Consider the following 25,463-nt stretch of genomic DNA (forward strand, 5'->3'; position numbering starts at 1 on the left):
CAGGAAAACCATGAGTTATCAGGTTCTTGCGCGAAAATGGCGGCCCAAAAGCTTCCGCGAGCTGGCCGGTCAGGCCCATGTGCTGAAGGCTCTGGTCAATGCCCTTGATCACGACCGCCTTCATCACGCCTATTTGTTTACCGGTACGCGAGGTGTCGGCAAAACCACGATCGCCCGTATCCTGGCCAAGTGTCTGAACTGCGAAACGGGTGTCAGCTCCGAGCCCTGCGGAACCTGCGGTGCCTGTGTGTCGATCGCCGAGGGGCGTTTTGTTGACCTGATTGAAGTGGACGCAGCCTCCAAGACCAAGGTCGATGACACCCGTGAGCTGTTGGAGAATGTGCAGTACACGCCTACGCGCGGTCGCTACAAGGTCTACCTTATTGACGAAGTGCACATGCTGTCGACCCACAGTTTCAATGCGCTGTTGAAAACCTTGGAAGAGCCACCGCCTCACGTCAAGTTCCTGCTGGCCACCACTGACCCGCAAAAAATTCCGCCCACGATTCTTTCCCGCTGTCTGCAGTTCAGTCTGAAAAACATGACGCCGGAAAAAATCGTTGAGCACCTGACGCACATACTCGGTCAGGAGATGATTGCCTTTGAAGAACCGGCACTTTGGCAGTTGGCGCGATCGGCCCAAGGCAGCATGCGCGATGCGCTGAGTCTGACTGATCAGGCAATTGCCTTCGGTGGCGGCAAGCTAAACGCGGTCGATGTGGAATCCATGTTGGGTACCATTGATCAAGGCGCTGTGGGCGATCTTGCACGCAGTCTGGCTGACGCCGATGCACCCGCCGTGCTGCAGGTTGTCGCCAGACAGGCGGAGCAGGGCGTGGACTTTGCGGCAGTGCTCAATGATCTGCTGTCGTTGCTGCACCGTATTGCGATTGCGCAGGCCGTCCCCGATGCCGTCGATCGTGCACTGTCGGATGCCGCCACGGTGACTGAGCTGGCGGGCAAAGTGCCCCCGGAAGACGTTCAGTTTTTCTACCAGGTCGGCCTGTCCGGACGTCGGGATTTGCCGTTGGCACCGGATGCGCGCAGCGGTCTTGAAATGGTGCTGTTAAGAATGCTGGCCTTCAAACCGGCGGGCGTTCATCAGCTGCCGGTCTCTGCTCCGGATGGTGGCTCTGGCGAAAAAAAGCCGGTAGCGCCGCCGCAGGTGACGGCGCCGTCAGCGCCAGTTGACAAGCCTGCAGCGAGCGCGCAAAAGCCTGAATCGGCGGAGCAGGTAAACGAGCAGTCCCCGCCGGCCGAAAGACCAGCGCAGGCTGCTAAGGTAGAGAGCGGGGTGATTGGGCTGACCGATCTGACACCCGATTTATGGCGCGAACGTTTCGATGAGTTTGGTCTGGCGGGTTTGCTCCGCTCAATCTGTTCACATTGTGTATTGGAATCAGTGCAGGGCAGCAAGCTGAACTTTGTGATCGCCGAGGCTAACGCCCACCTGTTGAATGATACCCATGTCGAGCGATTCGAAAAGGCACTGCAGGCCTATTTCGAGCACAAGCTGTCGGTGGCGGTTACTCAGGCAGCAGAGGTTGATCAGGAAACACCTGCAGATTATCAATTGCGCATGGAGCAGGAAAATCTGGATCAGTTGAAGCTGCTGATCCGGGAAGACCCGAATGTCTTGCGCCTGATGCAGGAGTTCCAGGCCACGGTCGATGAGGCCAGTATCCGGCCAGCGACGGACAAGTAGTGAGGATTGAGTATGCAAAATCTGAAAGACCTGATGAATCAGGCGGGCAAGATGCAGGAACAAATGCAGAAGGCTCAGGAAGAGCTCGCCAAGCGGGAAGTGACCGGTGAAGCCGGTGCAGGCATGGTCAAGGTCAACATGAACGGCCGCCACGCCGTGCGTTCAGTGCAGATTGATGACAGTCTGCTGAAAGAAGACAAAAGTCTGCTCGAAGACCTGCTGGCGGCTGCAGTCAATGATGCAGTGCGGCGCGTGGAAGAGAGCAACAAGGACGCCCTGGGTAAAATGTTTTCCGGTGTGCCGGGCGGCTTCCCCTTTCAATGAGTCGCTTTCAATGAGTCACTACAGCCCCCTGATTGAAGAACTGATTGAGGCCCTGCGTGTGTTACAGGGTGTGGGGCGCAAGTCGGCCCAGCGAATGGCCTTCAATCTGCTGCAGCACAAACGCGAGGGTGCGCTGGCACTCAGTGCTGCGCTTGAAAAAGCGGTCAGTCATATTGGGCAGTGCCAGCACTGCCGTTGTCTTACCGAGCAGCCGGTTTGCCATCTCTGTGCCAGCGAAAAGCGGGACAGATCAACATTATGCGTTGTCGAGTCACCGGCGGATGTGATCGCTTTTGAGCAGGCGGGTGGTTACAACGGGCAGTATTTTGTATTGATGGGGCATCTCTCTCCGATCGACGGTATCGGCCCCGAGGACATCGGTATTGATCGCCTGATCGAGCGTGCTCAGGCATTGCAGATCGGCGAGTTGATTCTCGCTACCAACCCCACCGTTGAAGGCGAAGCCACTGCCTACTATATCGCCGAGCAACTGCGCGAGATGGGCGTGAAAGTATCCCGCATTGCGCACGGGGTGCCGCTGGGGGGGGAATTGGAATACGTCGACAGTGGCACCTTGGCCCATGCCCTCAGTGGCCGGCGGGCGGTTCAATGACGGTTCTTTACGAATTTATCGACAGCGATTCAGCGCTGGCTGATATGAGTGTCGCCTTGGCCGACGCAGCAGTTATTGCTGTCGATACTGAATTTATGCGCACCGATACCTTCTACCCGATACCGGCGCTGTTGCAGCTCTCTGATGGCGTTAAGGTTTATCTGGTCGACCCATTGGCGATTGGCAACTGGCAGCCCCTGAACGCGTTGCTGACCGACCCAAGCGTATACAAAGTGATGCACTCGGTCAGTGAAGATATGGAGGTTTTTCAGCGCCTGCTCGGCCTGGTGCCGGAGCCCCTGCTTGATACCCAGGTTGGTGCGGCGCTGGCAGGGCTCGACAGCGGTATGGGTTACCAGCGTCTGGTGGCTGAAATTCTGGGGGAAGAGGTCGATAAGGGGGAGACCCGCTCTGACTGGCTGCAGCGTCCCTTGAGCGAGAGTCAGTGCCTGTATGCGGCCCTCGACGTGGTTCACCTGCTGCCGGTTTATCGCAGCCTGCAAGCACGCCTTGAAAAGCAAGGCCGTTTTAAATGGTGGCTTGAAGAAGGTGATCGCCAGGTGCGTTCATCTGTCGCCCTGCCACCGGAGCGATACTATCAGCGGGTTAAATCTGCCTGGAAACTGTCGCCTCAGGAGCAGGCTCGACTCAAAGCGCTGTGCAATTGGCGCGAAACTGAGGCCAGAGAACGCAACGTGCCTCGTGGACGTATTGTGAAGGATGCGATGTGTATCGACATTGTCCGGCGACAGCCGGAGAGCCCTGCGGATCTGGCGCGGCTCAAGGGCATGAACCCTTCTATTGTGCGCCGTTTTGGAGAGGCCATCTGTGAAGCGATTCGTAATGCGCCGGCACTGAGCGAGGCCGAGCGCCTGCCGCCGCCGCCAGCCGGAGAACAGCGGGAGCAGGCCAAAGCACTGAAAAAGCGGATCGATGAGATCAGCGAGGCATTAGAAATCTCCCGTGATGTGCTGATGAGCAAGAAAGTATTGGAAGAAACGGTGCGTTTGCAGGCCCTGCCAAATGAGAGTGAAGGTTGGCGCAGCGCAGTATTGGCGTCGATTTTGAACGACGTATTCGAAAAGGGCGAAGCATGAAAGTTATTGTCAGTATTTATCGGAGCCCTAAAAAAGAGGGCATGTACCTTTACGTGGACAAGCGTGAAGGCCTGGAAAGGGTGCCGGAGCCCTTGCTCAAACAGTTCGGTGAGGCAGAACTTGCGATGACACTGCTGCTGACGCCCGAGCGCAAGCTGGCTCGCGCGGAGGCGCCGAAAGTACTGGAAGCTATAGGCGAGCAGGGCTTTTTCCTGCAAATGCCGCCGTCTACCTTTGAGGCCAAAAGCTGAGAATGGATAAATTTTGGGAAACCAAAACCCTGAATGAGATGACCAGCGCCGAGTGGGAATCGCTCTGCGACGGCTGCGGCAAGTGTTGCCTGCACAAGCTCGAAGATGAGGACACCGGGGATATTTACTATACCCGGGTTGCCTGCCAGTTGCTCGATATTGAAACCTGTCGGTGTAGCGATTACGCTGACCGCCTCAAAAAAGAGCCGACCTGTGTCAAATTGACGCCAAATGACGTGGATAATCTGCAGTGGTTGCCGTCCAGCTGTTCCTATCGACGTTTGCAGGACGGCCGCGGGCTGCCTGCCTGGCACCATTTGGTGTGTGGCGACAGAAACCGGGTGCATGAAGACGGGCACTCCATTATGGGCTTGTGCGTTAGTGAGCGCCATGTGCATCCCGACGGCTTGGAAGAGCACATCGTGCACTGGGTGAATTGATAAGCTTATGGAACCGTTGATCGAACAGCAGGAATATCTGACCGCGTGGGCCTCCTATATAGGCGCCTGCACAGTCCTGATTATTATCGGATGGCTCTGGACCCGGGTTATCGGCAATGTCTACCTCAGAACCGTTATTCGCTTTGTTGCGATAGCGTCGCTGTTGTTGCCTATCGTGCATGAAGACAGCAATGAGATACTGGTGCCGGCGCTGGTCGTGGTTTTACTCGGCGCATTTATAGGCAACACCGTGGCCGCCATCAAAGCTATGAATATCCTCGTTGGCACCTGGGTGATTGCATTGGTGCTCGGGCTGGTTGTCGCCAGATTTATAGCCAAGCGCCAGCGCAGCCGGGCGGCGGTTTCACAAGCTGATAGTCAGAGCAAAGAGCCTGATGTGAATAGCGGCGACGGTGCCGAAGGCACGCTGCATACAGATTGATAGAGTAAAAGGAAGCAACTATGAAGTTTGAAGGCACAGAAAATTATGTGGCCACGGATGACCTGAGACTGGCGGTGGATTCAGCCGTTACCCTGCAGCGACCGCTGTTGATCAAGGGTGAGCCGGGTACCGGCAAAACCATGCTGGCGGAAGAAGTGGCCAAAGGCCTGGGCAAGCGGTTATTACAGTGGCATATCAAGTCCACCACTAAAGCCCAACAGGGGCTCTACGAATATGATGCGGTTTCACGACTGCGCGATTCACAACTTGGCGACGATAAAGTCCATGATATCAGTAACTACATCAAGCGCGGCAAGCTGTGGGAAGCCTTCGCAGCAGACGAGCAAGTGGTATTGCTGATCGATGAAATCGATAAGGCGGATATTGAATTTCCCAATGACCTGCTGGTAGAGCTTGATAGGATGGAGTTCCACGTCTATGAAACGGGGGAAACCGTCAAAGCCAAGCACCGTCCGATCATCATTATTACCAGTAACAATGAAAAAGAGTTGCCGGACGCTTTTTTGCGTCGCTGTTTTTTCCACTTTATCAACTTCCCCGACCGGGAAACCATGCAAAAAATCGTGGCGGTACATCATCCGGACGCGAAGCAGTCGCTGGTCAGTGAGGCGCTGGAAGTATTCTTCGATGTGCGCAGCATTCCGGGCCTGAAGAAAAAGCCGTCTACCTCTGAGCTTATTGACTGGCTCAAACTGTTGATGGCGGACGATGTGCCTGAAGAAATTCTGAAAAACCGCGACAGCAGCAAGGCTATTCCGCCGCTGTATGGCGCACTGCTGAAAAATGAGCAGGATGTCCATCTGCTTGAGCGCCTTGCCTTTATGCACCGTCGCGAGAGCCGTGGTTAATCGCTTATGCTTGTTAGTTTTTTCTACACGCTGAAAGAGACCGGAGTGCCGGTCAGCATCCGCGAGCTGCTGGACCTGATATCCGCCTTAAAGGCCAGACTCGTCTTTGCCAACATCGACGATTTCTATCATTTGGCGCGTCTCTGTCTGGTTAAGGACGAGAAGTACTACGATCGTTTTGATCTGGCCTTCGGCCGCTATTTTCGGGATCTCGAAACCCTGGATGACGTCATCGAGGCCATGATTCCGGATGACTGGCTGCGCACCGAGTTTCTCAAACAGCTCACCGACGAAGAAAAGGCAAAGATCGAATCTCTCGGCGGTCTGGATAAACTGATTGACGAGTTTAAAAAACGTCTCGAAGAGCAGAAAGAGCGCCACGAAGGCGGTAATAAGTGGATTGGTACCGGTGGCACTTCTCCCTTCGGACACAGCGGTTACCATCCGGAAGGCATTCGTGTCGGTGGCGAAAGCAAAAACAAAAAAGCCGTAAAAGTCTGGGAAAAACGCGATTTCAAAAACTTGGATGACAGCGTTGAACTTGGTACCCGTAATATCAAAATAGCGCTGCGGCGGCTCCGCAAGTTTGCTCGCACCGGCGCCGCCGACGAGCTGGATATGGATGATACGATCAGCTCAACTGCACGCAATGCGGGGCTGCTGGATATCAAAATGGTGCCTGAGCGACACAACGCGGTAAAAGTTCTGCTGTTTTTTGACGTGGGCGGCTCCATGGACCCCTACGTTAAAACCTGTGAAGAGCTGTTTTCCGCTGCGCGTACCGAGTTCAAGCATCTGGAGTATTTTTACTTCCACAACTATCTCTACGAATCCGTGTGGAAGAACAATATTCGCCGCCACGCGGAACGCACGCCAACCTTGGATATCCTGCACAAGTACAGCGCTGACTATAAGGTGATCTTTGTTGGGGATGCGTCTATGTCCCCTTACGAAATCCTCCAGCCCGGCGGCAGTGTTGAACATTGGAACGACGAGGCCGGTGAGGTATGGGTTGATCGGGTGAAGTCGACCTATGACAAGGTGGCCTGGATCAATCCGGTTCCACAGGATGAGTGGGGTTGGACCCAGTCCATCGATCTGGCCTACCGTCAAATGGAAGGGCATATGTATCCTCTGACTCTAAAAGGACTCGAGGATGCGATGGCTTATCTGGCCAAGTAAATTAATATAATTTCGTAAAGAAAAAGCCTGCCCTTTGTTAGGCAGGCTTTTGCTGGGATAAGCGAATTATTCATTCAGCTTATTCTGCTTCCTCGGTTTCGTCCTGGTAGTCCTGCCAGGCTTCTTTCACGTCATTGGATGCGGTGCGCATCTGATCCACGATGTCGTTATACATCTCGGCGATCGCGTCCTGTTCGTCCTGAGTAGCCGCATCAGCTTCTCGCATATTGGTCGCTACCCGCTGTTGAAATTCGCTGGCAGCTTGCTGCATATCAGCCGTTGCCTCGTCAACATTCCTCAACATGTCGTCATACATATTGCTGATTTGCCGGCGCTCATCGGCGGTTGCATTGGCGGCCTTGTCGCTAAGGCATTCCATATAAGCTTCACTTTCCTGAGCGAAATCACTGACCTCAGCCTTTGCCTGATCCATTTGCGACTGGGTCGCGGTATCGCCTTCGGGTACGTTCGGCATTTCCGGCTCGTTGCAGTCAACGGCGAAAGCCGTTGAAGAAAACAAGGTAATACCTGCAGCAGTTAACAGAGCTTTTGAGTAGTTCATGCTTCTCTCCTCCTTAAGTTTCGTTGCTAACTGAAACTAGTGGGAGGGAGAAGCTAACTCAAATCCGATGCCGGTAATTTGCCGCAGAGGCTTGCAGCAGTATAAAAAAATGCGAAGGCGCACACGAAACGCATGTGCGTTCACTTCGCTGGGGTGTGAATTTTGACGATTAACGCACCTTAATTTCGGTCCACAGGCGACTGGTAAAACGGCGCTCCTTGGAATTGCGGGCCGAAATTGTTTCCAGGGTTTCCAATTGCGGGTCACTCGGGAATATCGCATTGATCGCGAGAATCTCGGGTTCGATCAGATCCTTGGCCGCGGCATTGGGGTTGCCGGTGCCGACGATGTTACTGAGCTCGGCGGCATTTTCCGGGGCCATCATGAAGTTGATGAACTGATGGGCCAGCTCGGGGCTGCGAGCCTTTTTCGGTATGACCATGTTATCCAGAGCAAGAACAGCTCCCTGCTTGGGAATCGAAAAACCAATACTGAAGGGGCGACCGGCTTCTCTGGCGTCACTGCGGGCCTGAAACATATCACTGGAATAACCGTGCGCTACCCAGATGTTGCCGACGGTCAGCTCCTTGATATAACTGGAGGAGTTGAAGGCGGCCCAATAGGGCTTGGCTTTCAGAATCACCGCCTGGGCTTCTTTCAGGTGCTGTTCATTGGTGTCATTGACGGAGTAGCCGAGGTACTTCATCGCCGCGGCGATCAGTTCTTCCGAATCATCCATCACGGTGACCTTGCCCTTGAGTTTGGCCAGTACTTCCGGGTCGAAAATGATTCGCCAGTCTGCCGGATCGAGGCCCAGCTCCTGCAGCCGGTTTTCGTTATAGCCGATCAGCGTGGTGGTAAAGGCGTAGGGCAGGCTGTACTGATTGCCCGGGTCGTAGCTGCGACTCATAAAGCCGGGCGCCATATTTTTCACATTGCCGAGCTTGGTTTTATCCAATGGCATCAAAAAGCCTTGCTTGATCAGTGCTTCGACAGCATTCTGGGTGGGAATGACAACGTCATAGTCACCGCCGCCGGCGAGCAGTTTGGCCATCATTTCCTCGGTAGAGGAAAAGTAGTCCTGCACCACTTTACAGTTACATTGCTGCTCGAAACGGGTGACCGTCTCGTCGGCTATGTAGTCGTTCCAGTTAAACAGGTTCAGCGTTTTCTGGGCTTGCGCGGACGACACCGCAGCAAGGCTCAATACCACAGCAGTTACGAGTTTCTTCATGGCGTTCAGCTCCGAAGGGTTTGCGGTGAAAAGCGCGAAAGCACAGTAATCAACACCAGCGTCAGCAACATCAGCAAGGTTGAAATCGCATTAACCTCCGGTGTAACAGCGATCTTGACCATGGAGTAGATCTCCAAGGGTAAAGTTGAGCTGCCGACACCGGCGGTAAAAAAGGTGACGACGAAGTCGTCGATAGACAAAGTAAAAGCCATCATCATGCCAGCGACAATACCGGGCATCAGCAGTGGCAGGGTGATTAAACGAAAGCTCTGCCAGGGCGAGGCGCCAAGATCGCGAGCTGCTTCCAGCAAGGTGTCATCCATGCCGGCCATTCGCGATTGCACCGCCATCGCAACAAAGCCGATACAGAATGTTACGTGGGCAAGGATGATGGACATCATGCCGAGACTGATGTTCATCAGCATAAAGGTCAGCAGCAGGCTGACACCAATCAGAATGTCGGGCATGGCCACCGGGCCGAGGACCAATGCGGTCAGCCATTTCTGGCGAAAGCGATGCAGGGCGACGCCCGCCAGTGTACCGAGCACACCAGCGACGATAGCCGCGCAGGTAGCAATGATCAGAGAATTCGTCGCTGCCTGCAGCATGGCATCGTTTTCGAGCAGTTGTCGGTACCACTTCAGGGTAAAGCCAACCCATTCGGCGTTCAGGCGGGAGTCGTTAAAGGAAAAGATCGCCACCACAATCAGCGGTATGTAGAGAAAGGCGTAGACAGCCACTGCAGCGGCTGTAACAAAGGGGTTTCGGCGGCTCATGTCAGCGCACCCGGTGTCCGGCCAAGGCGCCCGGCAATTACAACCAGAAGCAGGGTGATACCGGTCAGCACCAATGACAACACGCTGCCGAAGGGCCAGTCGCGGCTTTCCACAAACTGCTGTTTGATCACATTGCCAATCATAATGCCATTGGTGCCTCCCAACAGGTCAGGTATGGCGAAGATACCCAGGGTTGGGATAAAGACGAGCACAGCGCCGGCGTAAAGGCCGGGCAGGCTCAGTGGCCAGGTGACCTTCCAGAAGCGCTGGGCGCGACTGGCACCAAGATCCTGCGCTGCGTCGAGCAGGGCCGGGTCGTGTTTTTCCAGATTGGCGTAGAGTGGCAACACCATAAAGGGCAGGTGAACGTAGACCAGGCAGGTGATCACCGCGACACTGCTGAACATCAGGTTGACTGGCTCAAGGCCGAGAAGGGCCGTGATCTGGTTCAGTCCTTCGGTTAACGCGCCCTGGGGGCTGAAGATAATCATCCACGCATAAATGCGCACCAGAAAGTTGCTCCAGAAGGGGAGTATCACCAGCAGTATCAGAAGTTCGCGATGCCGTTTGGGACTGGCGGCAATGGTCAGCGCCAGCGGGTAGGCCAGCAGTGCGCAGACGGCCGTTGTCAGCAGCGCAAACAGGAGAGACTTGAGCAGCAGCTGAAGATAAAGCGTGCTTTCAAACAGGCGCGCCCAGTTTTCTAGGGTCAGGTCAAAGGTAAGGGAACCTTCCTCCAGATAATACCAGGGCGCAAGCCCCCCGTAGTCGCCGGGAAAGCGGAACGACGCCAGCAGCATCATCAGGCCGGGCAACAGAAAAAACAGCAGCAGGTAAGCCGCCGGGGGCAGCGTCAGCAGAAATCTGGCCCCTTTTTCCTGAAAACGACTCATGTCAGCGAACCAGATGGCCGGCGTCGTGCGGCCAACAGATTTCTACCGCGTCGCCGGTATCCAACAGGCGTGCGCGGCCTGGCGCACTGTTGGCGAGTAGTGCCTCAATCAGCACCGGGGTGCCGTCGCGATTGACTTCGATGATGTAGACGGTCACATCGCCCAGATACAGCATGTCGTGTACAGTGCCCGGAAAATGCACTTCGTCGCTGGTCGGGGCCACGTTTTTTGCCAGCCGGATTTTTTCCGGGCGTAAGGTCAGGGCGCAGTCGTCGCCGGGCGTGAAATCAATGGCCGGATTGCTCTGCACGCTCAATTCACCGAGGCCTTCGATAGCTATGCGAGTGGTGGCTGTACCGCTGCTCACAACCTTGCCCTCGATCAGATTGCACTGACCGATAAAGTCTGCGACGAAACGATTTTTTGGGCTGCTGTAAAGCTGTGAAGGTTCGTCAATCTGGCTGACTTCTCCCTTGTTCATGACCGCGATGCGGTGCGACAGGGCCAGAGCTTCGCCCTGATCGTGGGTAACGTAGACAAAGGTGATCCCGACTTCCTTCTGCAGGTTGATCAGCTCAATCTGCATCTGTTCGCGTAGTTTGGCATCCAGAGCCGAAAGGGGCTCATCCAGCAGTAGCAGGCGGGGGCGGTTGACCAGTGCTCGGGCAATGGCGATGCGCTGACGCTGGCCGCCTGACAGCTCTTCCGGGTAGTGTCGGGCTTTGTCGGGCAGGCGAACGTCGTCCAGCACTTCGTGAACGCGCCGTTCGATTTCCGTTTTGCCCACGCCGCTGAGTCGCAGCGGGAAGGCGATATTGTCCGCCACCGTCATGTGGGGAAACAGGGCGTAGCTCTGAAAAACCGTATGTACCGGACGCTTTTCCGGGGGCAGCGCGATCAGGGATTTGCCATCCAGCAGGATGTCACCCGAGTCCGGGGTGTCGAAGCCGGCAATTGAGCGCAGCAGGGTTGTTTTGCCGCAGCCGGACGGGCCAAGCAGGGTAAAGAATTCCCCAGCCTGTACCTGAAGACTGACCTCATTGAGTGCCTGAAAGTCGCCGAACCGGCGTGATACGTTACGGATCTCCAACACGCCTGGCAGACTCTCCTGTGGCCAAAACCGGGGGCGATAAAAACGGCGCTAATGTCGGGCTAAGTGTGTCCGGCGTCAATACCCCTGATCAAAAAAAATGAAAATAGTTTTTAAGGGGGGGAGTAGAGAACGGGCCGCCCGAGGGCGGCCCAGTCCGTCAGACGTGTATACCCTTCAGCACGGCTGCCAGTGCTACCTGTTCTGCGGAGGCTTCGGTTTTCGCTTCGCCTTCGGCGCCTTTGGCTGCGGAGGAATCCGGGAAGGTTTTGAAGACCATATTCATAATGATCTCGGTGGCCTTGGGCATAATCGCATTCAGCACCTGCATGGTGATACCCAGCGGCGTCGCGATGCGCTTGGGCCGCTTGACGATGGCCTCGCCAATCATGTTTGCCGCTTCTTCCGGTGTCAGCGTCGGAACGGCCTGGTAGATCGAGGTGGGACCGATCATCGGGGTGCGCACCAGCGGCATGTTGATGGTGGTGAAGGCAATGTTGCGGTCTGAAAACTCGGCCGCAGCGCTGCGCGAGAAGGCATCGAGAGCCGACTTGGAAGCAGCGTAAGCGGAGAACCGGGGCGAGGTGCCCACGATAACCGCAATGGACGAAATATTGATGACATGACCCTGGCGCCGCTCAAGCATGGCCGGGGCAAAGCCCATTACCAGGCGGATAGCACCGAAGTAATTGAGTTGCATGGTGCGTTCAAAGTCGTGGAAGCGATCAAATGTCAGCTCCAGAGAGCGGCGGATCGAGCGACCGGCGTTGTTGATCAATACATCAACGTGGCCGTGGTTTTTCAGCACAGTTTCTACCAGCTTGTCGCAGGATTCCATATCAGAAACATCGCAGGGGTAGGCAAACGACACGCCGCCCCCGGCCTTGATTTCTTTCTGGGTTTCTTCCAGTTTCTCAATGCTGCGGGCGACCAGTACAACCTGGGCGCCAGCTTCTGCCAACTGCAGGGCAGCTGCCTTACCGATACCGGATGAGGCCCCAGTGATAACCACAATTTTACCCGCAACGTTACCTTTCAGGGTGCGATCCTTGAACAGGTCCGGGTCCAGTTTACGTTCCCAGTAATCCCAGATTGCGGGCGCGTATTCTTCCAACTCCGGCAGTTTAATGCCGCTGCCTTTTAAAGCACGCTCGGTTTCGCGGGTGTCGTAGCGTGTCGGCATGTTGGCAAACTTAAGGGCATCGGCCGGGATGCCAAAGTCGCCCAGTACTGCCTGCATAATGCGTTTGATGGGAGGGAGATTGGACAGCATGCCGCGGATGCTGTCCGGAATAAAGGCAAACATGCGGGTGTCGATGCGCAGTGCCATGCGCGGCGCATGACCTGCTTCGGCGAAAATATTCAGCACTTCGCCCACCCGTTTAGAGTTGGGGTCGGTCAGGTGAAAACAGGTGTTATCGAGCTTGGGCTTGTGAGAGATGTGATCGATGGCGTCGGCAACGTAATCTACCGGCACGATATTCATCTGGCCGCCTTCAATACCGATCAGCGAAACCCAGGGGGGCAGCATACGGCGGAATTTCTGCAGTACCTTGAAGAAGTAATAGGGGCCGTCGATTTTATCCATTTCACCGGTTTTGGAATGTCCCACCACCATGGCAGGCCGGTACACGCGCCAGGGAATGGAGCACTCCTTGCGTACAATGCCTTCGCTCACGTGCTTGGTGCGGAAGTAGGGGTGCTTGAGGCCCTCGGCTTCGTCAAACATGTCTTCGCGGAAGGTGCCGCGATAGAGACCGGCGGCGGCAATAGAACTGGCCAGATGGAAGCATTTTGCCTGCAGTTGTTCGGCGCAGGTTACCGCATTGCGGGTGCCTTCGACGTTGGTTAACTCCTGACTTTCGGCGTCAGCTTTCAAATCGTAAATGGCACCGAGGTGGTAGAAGTGATCGATCTTGCCGGTAAGAGCTTTCATGTCCTTGGCGGAAACACCGAGGCGTTTCTTGGAAAGGTCGCCGGTAATGCCGACGATTTTATCCTTATCGACGCCACACTGTTCTATTAACGTTTGAATCTTGTGTTTGGAGCTTTTTCTAACCAACACATAGATGGTGCCGTCGCGCTTGCAGAGGTTCTGGATAAGAAAGCGTCCAATAAAACCTGTTCCGCCAGTGACAAAGTAGTTCATGCCTTGCTCCTCGATTAAAAAGCGTTATTTGTTTTATTTAGTTATGCGTTGCTCAGGTCGACTGCCTGCTCCAGCTCGATAAAGGCATCGTGAATGTAACCACCGAGTTTGTCCAGATTTGGAAGGGCATGGGATGCCACAAGACCAAAATGCAGGTGCCTGTCGTAACTGTAGAGCGTGATATTCATATGGTTGCCCGGAGTCAATGCGCTGATCGGGTAACTTTCCTCAAGCCGTGCACCGCGAAGGTAAAGTGCGTTGCGCGGGCCGGGTACATTGGAAACGAGTGTATTGCCGAGCGGCGGCAATACATCGCTGAGTTTAAGCAGTTCTGCCAGTTGTGCAAACACGCCCAGAGTAAGCGTATAGGCAATGACCGACGATGGCGCAACGCCGTCGACCTGATAGCGCACATTGCGCAAGGTAAAACCGATTTCACGCAGGCGTTCGTAGGGGTCTTGGGTCTTTCGCGCCAGATCCACCAGGACAATGCCGATGCGGTTACCGCCTTCCTCCTCGCCTTCAGTGCGAAGGTTTACCGGCATCTGAATCGTAATGGGCTCCTCGAGATCGGTGCCGCATTCTTCAAGATAGCGATGCAGGGCACCATCAATACAACTCAGCGCGACATGGTTCAGTGTTGAGCGCGTAATTTTTCGCAGCCGATTGACTCGTTCCATCGATACTGTGGCGGTTGATACTTGGCGTCCCGCCGAAACCTGCCCGTTAAGCACGGTTTTGTGTTTGGAGGTGAAGGGAACCGCGACCGCATTTTTGGTGAGGTTGACCTGTTCCAGTACCAACTGGGTGGTGAGCTTTGATAAGCCCGCCATCATTTTCAGCTGATCGCGGCTTTTGCTGAACAGGGTGCGAACGATGCTACCCACCGAAGGTCGCTCGCGCTCGCGGTGCTCGCGCTCTGTCGGCACTGACCACACCGGGGTGATTTTCTTTGTTCGGGGCGACTCGGAAAAGCTGCGAATCGTCCAGCGAGTAATCGTCACCCCGTCGGCGTAGGCGTGGTGCAAGCGGGTGTAGACCGCGAAGCGATCGCCATCCATACCGTCGAGGAGGTGGAATTCCCACATCGGTCGACTGCGATCCATCTTCGGGGTGTGCAGTTCACCAGCGAGGCGGTTAAGGGCACGGCGGTTTCCGGGGGCGGGTAATTCGCGATAGAAAATATGGTCGTGCAGAGAAAAGTTTTCCGCCCGGCGCCATTCCGGCAAGCCCAGTTTCGCGAAGTGAATAACCTGATTGAAGGGCGGTTTGACTTGGTCTGTCGTGGTGAGGAGTTCGGTATACAGCTCTTTGACAAAGTCCGGCCCGGCGTTTTTGGGTTTGCGGAAGATCATAAGGCCGCCGACGTGTTTCGGGCTCGCCTCGGTTTCCGTCAAAAAGAATGCTAAGTCCATCATGGACAGCTTACTCATAGTACCCCCAGTTTTTTCAGTATCGATAACGACTTACTGCGGACTTTCTGTGGCTGAGTCTACGGTATTGCGTTTCCATTCCCCAAATCAATGAGTTTATAAACGTTATTCTCGTAAGTAATGGCTTTTTCTTCTTCCAGTATAGACGGGTGGTTCCGAGCTTGCTGGCTCAGCGTTTGAACGCAATCAGTGCGGCGGTTACGGCGACGTTGAGTGACTCAACGCCATTGTGCATGGGGATGGCCAGGGCGGTGTCGCTCAATTTACCGATGGTTTTGGAAACCCCTTCCGTTTCGTTGCCCAGAACATACACGGTTGGCCCCGGGGCTTGCCAGTCCAGCAGGGACTCCTTGGCGTGGGAGGATAGCGTGGCGATACGGCAGCCGCGCTGCTGCAGTTTTGTCAGAGATGGCTCCAGCTCCTGACAGAAGTAAATGGGTGCCTTGAACAGGGTGCCGGCGCTGGCCTTTATAACCAGCGGCCCAAGGCTGGCGCAGCCATTTTTGGGCAACAGCAGACCGTTGATACCACTGGCGGCAACGCTGCGAATAATCATGCCGAGGTTCTGCGGGTTGGTAATCCGGTCCAGAGCCAGTAACCGAAAGCTTTCAGGTAGCGGGTCACGCAGGGTTGCGATATCGCGATAGCCGGGCAGGGTAATATCCAGAGCCACGCCCTGATCCTGGCGGCCATTGCGGGAGATACGGGCAAGGGCATCGCGCGAGTGAAACAGGGTTTCAATATCACGCTGTTCGGCCAGAGTCTGAATATCGCGAATAATCCCGTCTTTGCGGTTGCTGTCAGCGAGGTGCAGCCGATAGGCGGGCAGGGTTTTGTCCTGCAGGGCCTCCAGCACCGGCTTTCGACCGTAGATAGTCAGCATCTGTTCGAAGAACTGTTTGCGGGCGAGGTACTGTTCAGAATCCTGCTGGGTCACTGTGTTTTGTCCAGTTGGCGGCGGTACTGTCCCGGTGACAGGCCAGTCCACTTTTTGAATGAGCGATGAAAAGCGCTGCTGTCCTGAAAACCCATCAATAAGGCAATGGTGTTGATCTTGAGTTCACGCCGCTTGATATAGGCGAGCGCAGTCTCTTTGCGAAATTCATCTTTCAGGAACTGGTAACTGGTGCCTTCTTTCTGCAGATGACGGTGCAGGGTGCGCACCGACATATTCAGATGTTCGGCAATCTTCTGGGCCGAGGGGACATCACTGCCCAGATGGCGGGCGAAGATCGCTTTGACCTTTTCCTGATAGGCGTCATTGTCTGCGGGATCGCTACGACTGATCAAGGGGTAGGGTGCAGAACGCAGAAAACCCTGCAGCGAACTTTCGGTTTGCACCAGCGGACTGTCCAGCAGGTCTTCAGTCAGGATCAGCCCATAGTCTTTCATACCGCCGCGCACTGGTGCGCCAAACAGCGACTGGTATTCCCGAAGCAAGTGCTCGTCTTCGCTGACAAAGTGAACTTCCTCAGGTGTAAGCGGATTGCCCGTGAACCAGCTGAACAGACGCCACATCATGTACAGGGTCGAGGCCTGAGAAGTGTGGCCAGTGTTCTTTTCATGCTGTGCTGGCGGCGTAAAGCGGATAAGACAGTGACCTGTTTCCGGATCGTCGGTAATCGGGACGCGTCTAGGCGCATTGGCCTGGCGAAACTGGTCGCAATAGTCGAGGAATTCCGCGTTGCGAATAATACCCTGACGCAGGGTTTTGCAGCCCAGAATATACAGACACATCATGCGAAAAGTGCCCGGCGGAGCCCGGTCCGGCGTCATCATGCCAAAGGCTTCATCCTGCAGCAGAATCATCAGTTGCCGATAGAGCCGGCTGTAGACGCGGGTGGGCACACTGGTCAGTGCGGGATCTTCCTGAGTAAGGACGTTGTAGTCCTCGAGCTCAAGGTCGGCCAATACTTCCTCCACCTTGTAGCCGTGATTGGCAAGCACTCTCAGCAGGGAGCGGAAGGCCTTGATAGGCATCGTGTCTCTGGCAGTTGAGGACACGTCCTGCCTCAGGTTTGTGAGCGGTTGTAGGCGCGGGAGGCCGAGAGGCGGGCCCGCTCAGCGGCGGCTTTCAACTGCTCGGCAATATCGAGTATTTCCTGACCGCTGAGGTCGCGGGTGATGGTGCCGGTGGAAAACATCAGTTCCGGCAGTTGATCGTAGCCAAATACCGGCACGGTGATGTTGCACACAGGGTAGCGGGTGCCAGGATCAATTCGATCAAGATGGTAGTGCGATTGGAGCAGGGATTTCTGATATTTCTCGGTGACCTGTTCCAGTGCATCGATATCCCAGGTTCCTCTCAATTGGGTCAGATCGTCAAAGAGGGTCTCTTCGGCTTCGGTTTTCAGCGTGACCTCAAAGCCTCGGGCGCGAATGGCGATGACTGAGATGCGCAGTTTTTGATCAAGCTGCTCGTCAATGCCCCTGCCAAGTTGATGTTGGCCGGCCTCAAGCCACTGCTCCAGCTGTTTCGCGGGGGACCAGGCGATAAAGCTAGCCCCGAGCGGTGCCATAAAGGGTAATCTCATGCCCAGCTGATAGGGCGACAGCATGGGGTTGGAGTTGCCGTAGTGGGCGAGCAGCACCAGATTGCGACCGCTACGCCCCGCCGCCCCACAGCCCATACCCAGCTTTTGAGCGAGAGTTTCGAGCTCGGGGCGAGCGTATTCGAGTACCGGAAACAGCGCAAAGGCGGCGTTGCCCGCAGCGACAATATTCGGCCCTAGGCGATAGGCCTTGCTGCGCTGATCCTGCACCAGAAAGCCGTAGTGGGCCATCGTCGTCAATATGGCGTGACAGGTGGCTTTGTTAAGGCCGAGCTTGCGGGTGATTTCGGTAAGCCCGAAAGCTTCCTGCGGGTTGGAGGTCAACAGATCCAGAATAGCCAGGGCGCGGGCAGTGGGTTTGGAGAAGAGAGCCATAATCGATAATCAAAGAAAATAGGCTAAAAACTTAAACCACCCGGACGGCTGGTACAAATGAATTTGCTGTAATCGATAGAAAGGCTCTAGTCGGCGTACCGCGCACCTCAATGGCACAGTTATTGCTCTAACTTGGCGCATGGCACCGATTCGATGATCGATTTTTGGGCGCTGGCAAGGCTGAACGCCTGTCAGTGGCTGCGTCTGCCGCAGCTTTATCCGAATACAGTCTGTCCTCAAATCGGTGCGCTGGGATGATCCGCTGGTGCTAGTGCTGCACCAAAGTGGTGACTGGATGAAATAAGGCACTGAATTGGTGCGAATTCTGGGGAGACTTATGAACAATGCAATGCGATGGGGCCTGGCACTTGTCGGTCTGACAATGGCATCGACCGCGATGGCCGATGAACTAAACGGCGCAAATACCGCCTGGATTCTGACTTCTACGGCCTTGGTGCTGTTTATGACGCTGCCGGGTCTGGCCCTGTTCTATGGTGGTCTGGTACGCAGTAAGAACGTGCTGAGCGTACTCATGCAATGTTTCGCCATTGCCTGTATCGCTTCAGTGCTCTGGTTTGTGGTTGGCTACAGCATCGCCTTTACCGAAGGCAATGCCTTTATGGGCAGCCTGAGTGCGCGCGCCTTCCTAAACGGTGTCGGCGAAGAGACCCTGTCAGGCGATATTCCCGAGACCCTGTTTGTCATGTTCCAGATGACCTTCGCCATCATTACCCCGGCGCTGATCGTGGGTGGCTTTGCCGAGCGCATGCGCTTTTCGGCCGTGGTGCTGTTTTCGGCGCTTTGGCTGTTGGTGGTATACGCACCCATCACCCACTGGGTGTGGGGCGGTGGTTGGCTCGCGGAAATGGGCCTGCTGGATTTTGCCGGCGGCACGGTGGTGCACGTGACGGCGGGTGTGGCGGCGTTGGTGTCGGCGTTGGTGCTGGGTAATCGCAATGGCTTTTCGACCACGGCGATGCCTCCTCACAACCTCACCATGACCATGATGGGGGCGGGCATGCTCTGGGTTGGCTGGTTTGGCTTTAACGCGGGCAGTGCGCTGGCGGCCAACGGCGACGCGGCGATGGCGATGCTGGTAACCCACCTGTCGGCGGCGGCCGGTGCGTTTACTTGGTTGAGCATTGAGTGGATTCGCTTTGGTAAGCCCAGTGCCTTGGGTGCCGTAACCGGGATGGTGGCAGGACTGGGTACCATTACGCCGGCTTCTGGCTTTGTGGGACCGGCAGGGGCTCTGGTTATTGGTATCAGTGCGGGCATCGTTTGCTTTTATGCCACCCTGACCATCAAGCAGGTTCTGAAAATTGACGACTCGCTGGATGTTTTTCCGGTGCACGGTGTCGGCGGAATTCTGGGAACCTTCATGGCCGGCATTTTTGCCAGCGACCAGCTTGGTATCTTCAGCGGTCAGGGCTATGCCGATGGTGTCACCATGTCGTCACAGGTGGGTGTTCAGCTGATCGGCATCGGTGCAACCTTTACCTACACTGCGGTAGTTACCTTCGTTCTGTTGAAACTTGTGCAGCTGATCTGTGGTCTGCGGGTCAGCCCGGAAGAAGAAACCGAAGGCCTGGATATCGTCGGTCACAATGAGGCTGGTTACGATATCTGATAAGGTAAATTTGCCATTGAAACGCCCGGCCTTGGCCGGGCGTTTTTATTTGGGGATCGGTTTTGGTGATATACTTCTGCGCAGTTGCATGGGGGCTGTGTCGATAGGAGAGGCTTGGGGACAAAGTAAATGGACGTGAAGTTTCTGCTGGTTTCCGTCGCCAACGGAGAAGAGTTTGCCTTGGCAGAGGCAGGCAGCTATACCATAGGCCGCAATGAAGATTGCGATCTGGTGGTGAGCGAAGGCTACCCCTCGCGTCAGCACGCGCGAATTTCCGTAAAGGAGGGGCAAGTTGTGCTGGAGGATCTTGGCTCGACCAACGGTACCTACGTCAACAAGCGTCAGATTGATACGCCCACCACCCTCAAGCCGGGCGACGTTATCAAATTTGACTCCGCCGCCTATCACCTGGTGTCCCCGGAGAGTGGCAGTTCGACACTGGTGATGCGCAATCTCGGCAGCACCAGCCAAGTTCCCGACTCGTCGTCCATTGTCATTGAGGAAGAGCAGGATGTGGGGTCTGAGACCGCCTTCCATCAGGCATTTCCGCTCCCTGCGGACTGGGGTGAGCCCGGCGAGAGCAGTCAGACCCTGGGAGCGTCGTCATTCTCCAAGGAAGAGATCGACAAGCTGCTCGATCGCAGCCTGCCAAAGGATCGCAAAGTCAGTGCGGCGCTGGTGATCACCAGCGGCAATCACAAATCCCGGGTAGTGGGTCTGATTGCCAAGGGGCAGTCAGAGCGCTGGAGCATTGGGCGCAGTAAAAAGTGTCAATTTCCGCTCAGCGATCCGAGTGTCAGCAGCGAGCACGCGACCCTGCAGTTCTCAGGAGGCGCGTGGGAGATTATTGATGCGAACTCCACCAATGGCATCAAGATAAACGGCCGGCGTGAGATGAAAGGGCGCCTGCGCGACGGTGACAAGCTGTCGCTGGGGCAGGTCAACATGGTCTTTCGATTGTTTTGACACTGTGACGGCACTTGTTCTCTACAGTACCTCGGCCTGCCACCTCTGCGAACTGGCAGAAGATATGCTGCTTGATGTTCAGGCGCGCAGGCCAAGCCTTCAATTTGAAAAAGTCGATATTGCCAACGATGACCAGCTGATTGAGCGGTATGGGGTGCGCATTCCAGTGCTCAAGCGCCGGTCAGACGGCGCCGAGCTGGGTTGGCCCTTTGACGACCTGGCTTTGCGGGAGTGGCTGGCAGGCTAGTCACCGACGCGCACGGCCAGTACGTCGCAATGCGCACCGTGCAGTACGCCGTTGGCGGTAGAGCCGAGGATCAGGGCCAGCCCCTGACGGCCATGGCTGCCGACCACGATTAGATCTGCGGCAACGTCTTCGGCCAGTTGATGTATTTGACTCTCCGGGCGGCCTATCATTAAATGCAGGCGCTCGGGGGCTATCTGATAGCGGCGACCAAACTGTTCCAGTTGTTTTTCCGCCTGTTCCTGAAGCTGGTCCTGCACACCTGAGAAATCCATCGGAATATCGCCGCCGTAGGCGAGGCTTAACGGCTCTATCACGTGAACCAGATGCAGCATGGCCTGGTTGCGAGTGGCAATATCATTGGCGCGATTTACCACGGCTGCGGACTCTTCAGAAAGGTCGATTGCAGTCACGACACACTGATAATTTTGCATGGATGTTTGCCCTCCGCTGGTGCATTGCGTTCTTTCATTAAGGTACAGATTAACCCGTCCGTCCAGTGTTTAGGAGGCAATTTTGGCCTGGATTATAGCGTTCTTCGTGGTTGCCTTCGTGGTGGCACCGGTGGTTTGGGTGATGCCGACCCCGGCCCAGCGTCGGCAGGCGCGATTGCGGCAGCACGCCCAGTCCTTGGGCTTGAGCATCAGTATTACCGAGCTGCCCCAGTCCCGGCGCGACCGGGTCAGAAAGGAGCCCACCCGTTTGGGGGTTCGTTACTGCCTGCCGATTGTCAGGGAAAAGAGCTTCTATCGGCCGCAGTGGCTGATCTGGCGAGAAGCTCCCGAGGGCGAGGAAGCGGTATCTGAGCGCTGCCCGGCACCGCTCAAAGGCCAGTCAGCGGCGTTGCGCGAGCGCATGACGCCCGATATGGTGGCGCTGGAATCCGGCGCAGAGGGCTACGCGCTCTACTGGCGCGAGCGCGGCGATGAGTCCGCGGTCGACGCCGTGGCCGAGCTACTGGAAGAGGTGCGACAACTGGCGGGTGGAGAGCGATATGTCAGAAAGTGAATTGAAAACCGGTCGCTACCGTCACTACAAAGGCGGCGAATATCAGGTACTTGGCGTGGCCAGGCACAGTGAGACCGAAGAGCAGCTGGTGGTGTATCGCCCGCTCTACGGAGAGCGCGGGCTGTGGGTGCGACCGCTGACCATGTTTACGGAAACCATTGAGCGCGATGGTCTTGTCCAGCCACGATTTGAACTTGTCGCCGCTGATTCGATATGAGATTGTGCGCTCTTCCCCCAAATTCAGGAACTTAGGGGCCTTGAGCTTGACCCTTAGAGGGCGACCCCTTATATATGTCGCCTCGTCCAGTGTGGTGCAAGCCACAGGTAAGAAAATGTCAGAAGGAAATTATGGCCAAATCGCTGGTAATCGTGGAGTCACCCGCGAAAGCAAAAACCATCAACAAGTACCTGGGCCCCGATTACATCGTGAAGTCCAGTGTTGGTCATATTCGGGATTTGCCGACCAGCGGTAGTGGCACTAAAACCGTTGACCCGAAGGCGCGCGCCCAGGCGGCAGCCAAGACCCGCAAGCTGTCGCCGGAAGAAAAAGCTGAGCATAAACGCAAAAAAGCCCGCGAGCAGTTGATTAATCGGATGGGCGTTGACCCTGACAATGGCTGGGAAGCGCGCTATGAGATTCTGCCCGGCAAGGAAAAAGTGGTCGCCGAGCTGAAAAAGCTCGCCAACGAAGTCGATTACGTCTATCTCGCAACGGATTTGGACCGCGAAGGGGAGGCCATTGCCTGGCACCTGCGCGAAGCCATTGCCGGCGATGAAAGTCGTTACCGGCGGGTGGTCTTCAACGAAATTACCAAGAAAGCGATTACCGAGGCCTTCTCCAAACCCTCCAGCCTCGATCTGAATCGCGTCAACGCCCAGCAGGCCCGTCGTTTTCTTGACCGCGTCGTGGGCTACATGGTGTCCCCCTTGCTCTGGTCAAAGGTCGCCCGCGGCCTGTCGGCGGGGAGAGTTCAGTCGGTGGCGGTGCGGCTGATTGTTGAGCGAGAGCGCGAGATCCGGGCCTTTATTCCCGAAGAATTCTGGCAGGTTCACGCTGACCTGAAACACGCCAGGGGCGACCTGCGCGTGGAAGTGAAAAAGCAGGCGGGCAACAATTTTCGGCCCGGCAGCGAAGACCAGGCTATGGCAGCCGTTCAGGCGCTGCAGCAGTCCAGCTACAAGGTCAGCGAGCGCGAAGACAAGCCGACCACATCAAAACCTTCGGCCCCGTTTATTACCTCAACCCTGCAACAGGCGGCCAGTACCCGCATGGGTTTCGGGGTTAAGAAAACCATGATGCTTGCCCAGCGCCTCTATGAAGCGGGTTACATCACCTACATGCGTACCGACTCTACCAACCTCAGCGCCGATGCGGTAAATCAGGCGAGAGATTTTATTGTCGATCAGTACGGTAAGCGCTATCTACCGGAGCAACCTAATCGCTATAGCAGCAAGGAAGGCGCTCAGGAGGCTCACGAAGCAATTCGTCCCTCCGACGTAACGACGCAACCAACCCAGCTGAAAGGCATGGAGCGCGATGCAGAGCGGCTTTACACCCTGATCTGGCGCCAGTTTGTGGCCTGCCAGATGACGCCTGCCGAGTTTACCAGCTCCAGCGTGACGGTCACCGCGGGCGACTTTGAACTGAAAACCCGCGGTCGTGTGATGCGCTTTGATGGCCATCTGCGAGTGCAGCCACCGGCTGGCAAGAAAGATGACGATACGGAATTGCCTGATGTCAAAGTCGGCGATGACCTGGATTTGATCAAAATTGATCCGACCCAGCACTTCACCAAGCCGCCGCCGCGCTATACCGAGGCCTCCCTGGTCAAAGAGCTGGAAAAACGCGGTATCGGTCGTCCTTCAACTTATGCCGCGATTATCTCCACTATTCAGGATCGCGGTTACGCCCGCGTCGAAAATCGCCGTTTCTACGCCGAAAAAATGGGTGACATCGTTACCGATCGGCTGGTGGAAAGCTTCAGCGATCTGATGGATTACAGCTTTACCGCCAAGATGGAAGAGTCGCTGGATGAAGTGGCCGAATCCAAGAAGGACTGGCGGGAGTTGCTCAATGATTTCTACCGGGACTTTTTCAAGCGCCTGGAACAGGCCGGTGCGGAAGACGCCGGTATGCGCAGCAATCAGCCCTCGGAGACCGATATAGAGTGCCCGGACTGCGGGCGCAATATGCAGATTCGCACCGCCAGCACCGGTGTCTTTCTCGGTTGCTCCGGCTACGCGCTGCCGCCGAAGGAGCGCTGCAAGCGCACAATCAACCTGATTCCCGGCGACGAAGTGGTTCGCGCCGATGCCGATGACGAGGAAGAATCGCGGCTGCTGATCAACCGCCACCGTTGCCCCAAGTGCAACACGGCGATGGACAGCTATCTGATTGACGAGGCTCGCAAACTGCATGTGTGCGGCAATAATCCGGACTGCAGTGGTTTTGAAGTAGAGCAGGGCCAATTCAAGATCAAGGGTTACGACGGCCCGGTTATTGAGTGCGATAAGTGCGGTGCCGACATGCAGCTCAAAACCGGGCGCTTTGGCAAGTACTTTGGCTGTACTTCCGATGATTGCAAAAACACCCGCAAGCTCCTGCGCAGCGGCGAACCGGCACCGCCGAAAATGGATCCGGTGCCGATGCCAGAACTGGCCTGTGAGAAAGTTGACGACTACTACGTGCTACGCGATGGCGCTGCCGGTCTGTTTCTCGCCGCGAAAGGGTTCCCGAAAAACCGGGAAACGCGCGCGCCGCTGTTAGCGGAAATTCTTCCGCACAAGGATGAGATCGACAGCAAGTACGATTACCTGTTTTCGGCGCCTGTTGCCGATGATGCGGGTTTGCCCACGGTGATCCGTTTCAGTCGTAAAAGCCAGGAACACTATGTACAGACGGAAGATGGCGGCAAACCGACTGGCTGGGCGGCATTCTACCGCGATGGCAAATGGCAGGTAGAGAAAAAGGCGGCGCGAAAGAAGGCGCCGGCCAAGAAAAAAGCCCCCGCCAAGAAAAAGGCGGCAGCCAAAAAGAAAGCGGCCGCCAAGCCTAAAGGAGAGTGATGTGGCAGCCAGTGTTCGCGCGCACGCCAATCTGCAGCTGTTCCTGGCTCGCAAGTGCATAGAGTGCTTGGGCCTGGACCCAGACCCGTTTTGGGGAGAGCACGGGGAGATGATTGCGCGCGATCACGCGATCTTTCACCTGCAACTGGCCTACCGCTGCCATCTGGCTGATCTTTGTGAGCAGCAGCAACAGACCTTGCGCCCTTCGAGCGCCAGGCAGGCTTTGGAGCTGCTGCAGGGCGAGCAGATTCCGGAAATAGCCGAACTGGCGGAAAAGGAAAGTTATCAGGAGTGGCTGTCAGCGCTGCTGGATGAAAACTTCATGCCGGCTGTTTCTGGTGGGGCGGGGTTTGTGGATCGCAATGATCTGATTCCGGTGACAGTACCGAACGCCCTGTCAGGTCAGTCAGCCCTGTCAGGTATTGCCGATGAGCTGGCATCTCTGTTTGCTCGCCACCGGGATACTCAGCAAGAGTACTGAAGCTTCCTTGGCCCGGGCAGCCGGGGTTGATACAATTCGTCTACCAGAAGAGGCGTCGCCTCATCATCAAGACAAGGTGTC

At 55.9% G+C, this 25,463-nt stretch carries 27 protein-coding genes; 16 read left to right on the forward strand and 11 right to left on the reverse strand.

Annotated features, from left to right (window positions below; genetic code table 11):
- The first annotated feature begins 10 nt into the window (after window positions 1–10).
- Genes dnaX through ABY734_RS03535 form a run of 9 tightly spaced genes read left to right on the forward strand, consistent with a single transcriptional unit; the run spans window position 11 to window position 6,923 of the window.
- On the forward strand, window positions 11–1,705 hold the full coding sequence (gene dnaX / locus ABY734_RS03495) for a DNA polymerase III subunit gamma/tau (protein ID WP_372777584.1): 1,695 nt from the start codon (window positions 11–13) through the stop codon (window positions 1,703–1,705).
- A gap of 12 nt (window positions 1,706–1,717) precedes the next feature.
- A complete protein-coding gene (locus ABY734_RS03500; RefSeq protein WP_372777585.1) occupies window positions 1,718–2,029 on the forward strand; it encodes a YbaB/EbfC family nucleoid-associated protein in 312 nt (103 codons plus the stop codon).
- A 10-nt stretch (window positions 2,030–2,039) separates the two neighbouring features.
- Window positions 2,040–2,642 carry a recombination mediator RecR gene (recR, locus tag ABY734_RS03505; RefSeq protein WP_372777586.1) on the forward strand — a complete coding sequence of 201 codons (603 nt, stop codon included), beginning with the start codon at window positions 2,040–2,042 and terminating at the stop codon, window positions 2,640–2,642.
- On the forward strand, window positions 2,639–3,739 hold the full coding sequence (rnd, locus tag ABY734_RS03510; RefSeq protein WP_372777587.1) for a ribonuclease D: 1,101 nt from the start codon (window positions 2,639–2,641) through the stop codon (window positions 3,737–3,739). Before recR ends, rnd begins: the two co-directional genes overlap by 4 nt.
- Window positions 3,736–3,990 (forward strand): YcgL domain-containing protein, encoded by a 255-nt coding sequence (locus tag ABY734_RS03515; protein WP_372777588.1) that lies wholly within the window; start codon window positions 3,736–3,738, stop codon window positions 3,988–3,990. Before rnd ends, ABY734_RS03515 begins: the two co-directional genes overlap by 4 nt.
- 2 nt (window positions 3,991–3,992) lie before the next feature.
- A complete protein-coding gene (locus tag ABY734_RS03520; protein ID WP_372777589.1) occupies window positions 3,993–4,430 on the forward strand; it encodes a YcgN family cysteine cluster protein in 438 nt (145 codons plus the stop codon).
- Window positions 4,431–4,437: 7 nt separating this feature from the next.
- Window positions 4,438–4,872: a hypothetical protein gene (locus tag ABY734_RS03525; RefSeq protein WP_372777590.1), complete on the forward strand. Its 435-nt coding sequence runs from the start codon at window positions 4,438–4,440 to the stop codon at window positions 4,870–4,872.
- 20 nt (window positions 4,873–4,892) lie between these two features.
- Window positions 4,893–5,741 carry an AAA family ATPase gene (locus ABY734_RS03530; RefSeq protein ID WP_372777591.1) on the forward strand — a complete coding sequence of 283 codons (849 nt, stop codon included), beginning with the start codon at window positions 4,893–4,895 and terminating at the stop codon, window positions 5,739–5,741.
- A 6-nt stretch (window positions 5,742–5,747) separates the two neighbouring features.
- Window positions 5,748–6,923: a VWA domain-containing protein gene (locus ABY734_RS03535; RefSeq protein ID WP_372777592.1), complete on the forward strand. Its 1,176-nt coding sequence runs from the start codon at window positions 5,748–5,750 to the stop codon at window positions 6,921–6,923.
- 79 nt (window positions 6,924–7,002) lie between these two features.
- Here ABY734_RS03535 and ABY734_RS03540 read toward each other — a convergent pair whose 3' ends face one another.
- The 10 genes from ABY734_RS03540 to ABY734_RS03585 all read right to left on the reverse strand — a co-directional run bounded on the left by ABY734_RS03540 (window position 7,003) and on the right by ABY734_RS03585 (window position 17,987).
- Complete coding sequence (locus tag ABY734_RS03540; RefSeq protein WP_372777593.1) at window positions 7,003–7,485, reverse strand: hypothetical protein; 483 nt, start codon at window positions 7,483–7,485, stop codon at window positions 7,003–7,005.
- 169 nt (window positions 7,486–7,654) lie between these two features.
- On the reverse strand, window positions 7,655–8,719 hold the full coding sequence (locus tag ABY734_RS03545) for a PotD/PotF family extracellular solute-binding protein (protein WP_372777594.1): 1,065 nt from the start codon (window positions 8,717–8,719) through the stop codon (window positions 7,655–7,657).
- Window positions 8,720–8,724: 5 nt separating this feature from the next.
- Window positions 8,725–9,495 carry an ABC transporter permease gene (locus ABY734_RS03550; RefSeq protein ID WP_372777595.1) on the reverse strand — a complete coding sequence of 257 codons (771 nt, stop codon included), beginning with the start codon at window positions 9,493–9,495 and terminating at the stop codon, window positions 8,725–8,727.
- On the reverse strand, window positions 9,492–10,388 hold the full coding sequence (locus ABY734_RS03555; RefSeq protein ID WP_372777596.1) for an ABC transporter permease: 897 nt from the start codon (window positions 10,386–10,388) through the stop codon (window positions 9,492–9,494). Before ABY734_RS03555 ends, ABY734_RS03550 begins: the two co-directional genes overlap by 4 nt.
- Before the next feature lies 1 nt (window position 10,389).
- Entirely contained in the window at window positions 10,390–11,481 is a 1,092-nt protein-coding gene (locus ABY734_RS03560; protein ID WP_372777597.1) for an ABC transporter ATP-binding protein, read from the reverse strand.
- 157 nt (window positions 11,482–11,638) lie between these two features.
- On the reverse strand, window positions 11,639–13,627 hold the full coding sequence (locus ABY734_RS03565; RefSeq protein WP_372777598.1) for an SDR family oxidoreductase: 1,989 nt from the start codon (window positions 13,625–13,627) through the stop codon (window positions 11,639–11,641).
- 41 nt (window positions 13,628–13,668) lie between these two features.
- On the reverse strand, window positions 13,669–15,060 hold the full coding sequence (locus ABY734_RS03570) for a wax ester/triacylglycerol synthase family O-acyltransferase (RefSeq protein WP_372777599.1): 1,392 nt from the start codon (window positions 15,058–15,060) through the stop codon (window positions 13,669–13,671).
- Between the two features lie 169 nt (window positions 15,061–15,229).
- Window positions 15,230–15,997 carry a TrmH family RNA methyltransferase gene (locus ABY734_RS03575; RefSeq protein WP_372777600.1) on the reverse strand — a complete coding sequence of 256 codons (768 nt, stop codon included), beginning with the start codon at window positions 15,995–15,997 and terminating at the stop codon, window positions 15,230–15,232.
- Complete coding sequence (locus tag ABY734_RS03580) at window positions 15,994–17,040, reverse strand: AraC family transcriptional regulator ligand-binding domain-containing protein (RefSeq protein ID WP_372777601.1); 1,047 nt, start codon at window positions 17,038–17,040, stop codon at window positions 15,994–15,996. The genes ABY734_RS03575 and ABY734_RS03580 overlap by 4 nt, the downstream gene beginning before the upstream one ends.
- A 32-nt stretch (window positions 17,041–17,072) precedes the next feature.
- Window positions 17,073–17,987 (reverse strand): IclR family transcriptional regulator, encoded by a 915-nt coding sequence (locus tag ABY734_RS03585; protein ID WP_372777602.1) that lies wholly within the window; start codon window positions 17,985–17,987, stop codon window positions 17,073–17,075.
- 337 nt (window positions 17,988–18,324) lie between these two features.
- Between ABY734_RS03585 and ABY734_RS03590 the strand changes: the two genes are divergently transcribed.
- The 3 genes from ABY734_RS03590 (at window position 18,325) to ABY734_RS03600 (ending at window position 20,830) form a co-directional block, all read left to right on the forward strand.
- Window positions 18,325–19,617 (forward strand): ammonium transporter, encoded by a 1,293-nt coding sequence (locus ABY734_RS03590; protein WP_372777603.1) that lies wholly within the window; start codon window positions 18,325–18,327, stop codon window positions 19,615–19,617.
- Between the two features lie 129 nt (window positions 19,618–19,746).
- Entirely contained in the window at window positions 19,747–20,583 is an 837-nt protein-coding gene (locus ABY734_RS03595; RefSeq protein WP_372777604.1) for an FHA domain-containing protein, read from the forward strand.
- A 4-nt stretch (window positions 20,584–20,587) separates the two neighbouring features.
- Complete coding sequence (locus ABY734_RS03600; protein ID WP_372777605.1) at window positions 20,588–20,830, forward strand: glutaredoxin family protein; 243 nt, start codon at window positions 20,588–20,590, stop codon at window positions 20,828–20,830.
- On the opposite strand, the gene ABY734_RS03605 is transcribed toward ABY734_RS03600, so the two are convergent.
- On the reverse strand, window positions 20,827–21,261 hold the full coding sequence (locus ABY734_RS03605) for a universal stress protein (RefSeq protein WP_372777606.1): 435 nt from the start codon (window positions 21,259–21,261) through the stop codon (window positions 20,827–20,829). The genes ABY734_RS03600 and ABY734_RS03605 overlap by 4 nt on opposite strands.
- 82 nt (window positions 21,262–21,343) lie before the next feature.
- On the opposite strand from ABY734_RS03605, the gene ABY734_RS03610 reads away from it, so the two are divergent.
- The 4 genes from ABY734_RS03610 (at window position 21,344) to ABY734_RS03625 (ending at window position 25,382) form a co-directional block, all read left to right on the forward strand.
- Window positions 21,344–21,835 carry a hypothetical protein gene (locus ABY734_RS03610; protein ID WP_372777607.1) on the forward strand — a complete coding sequence of 164 codons (492 nt, stop codon included), beginning with the start codon at window positions 21,344–21,346 and terminating at the stop codon, window positions 21,833–21,835.
- Window positions 21,822–22,052 carry a DUF1653 domain-containing protein gene (locus tag ABY734_RS03615; RefSeq protein WP_372777608.1) on the forward strand — a complete coding sequence of 77 codons (231 nt, stop codon included), beginning with the start codon at window positions 21,822–21,824 and terminating at the stop codon, window positions 22,050–22,052. The genes ABY734_RS03610 and ABY734_RS03615 overlap by 14 nt, the downstream gene beginning before the upstream one ends.
- Before the next feature lie 131 nt (window positions 22,053–22,183).
- Window positions 22,184–24,901, forward strand: coding sequence for a type I DNA topoisomerase (topA, locus tag ABY734_RS03620; RefSeq protein WP_372777609.1), 2,718 nt, complete (start codon window positions 22,184–22,186; stop codon window positions 24,899–24,901).
- Window position 24,902: 1 nt separating this feature from the next.
- A complete protein-coding gene (locus tag ABY734_RS03625) occupies window positions 24,903–25,382 on the forward strand; it encodes a DUF6586 family protein (protein WP_372777610.1) in 480 nt (159 codons plus the stop codon).
- Window positions 25,383–25,463 lie beyond the last annotated feature (81 nt).

It is taken from the genome of Litorivivens sp. (genome assembly GCF_041624475.1).
Classification (GTDB): Bacteria; Pseudomonadota; Gammaproteobacteria; order Pseudomonadales; family Spongiibacteraceae; genus Litorivivens.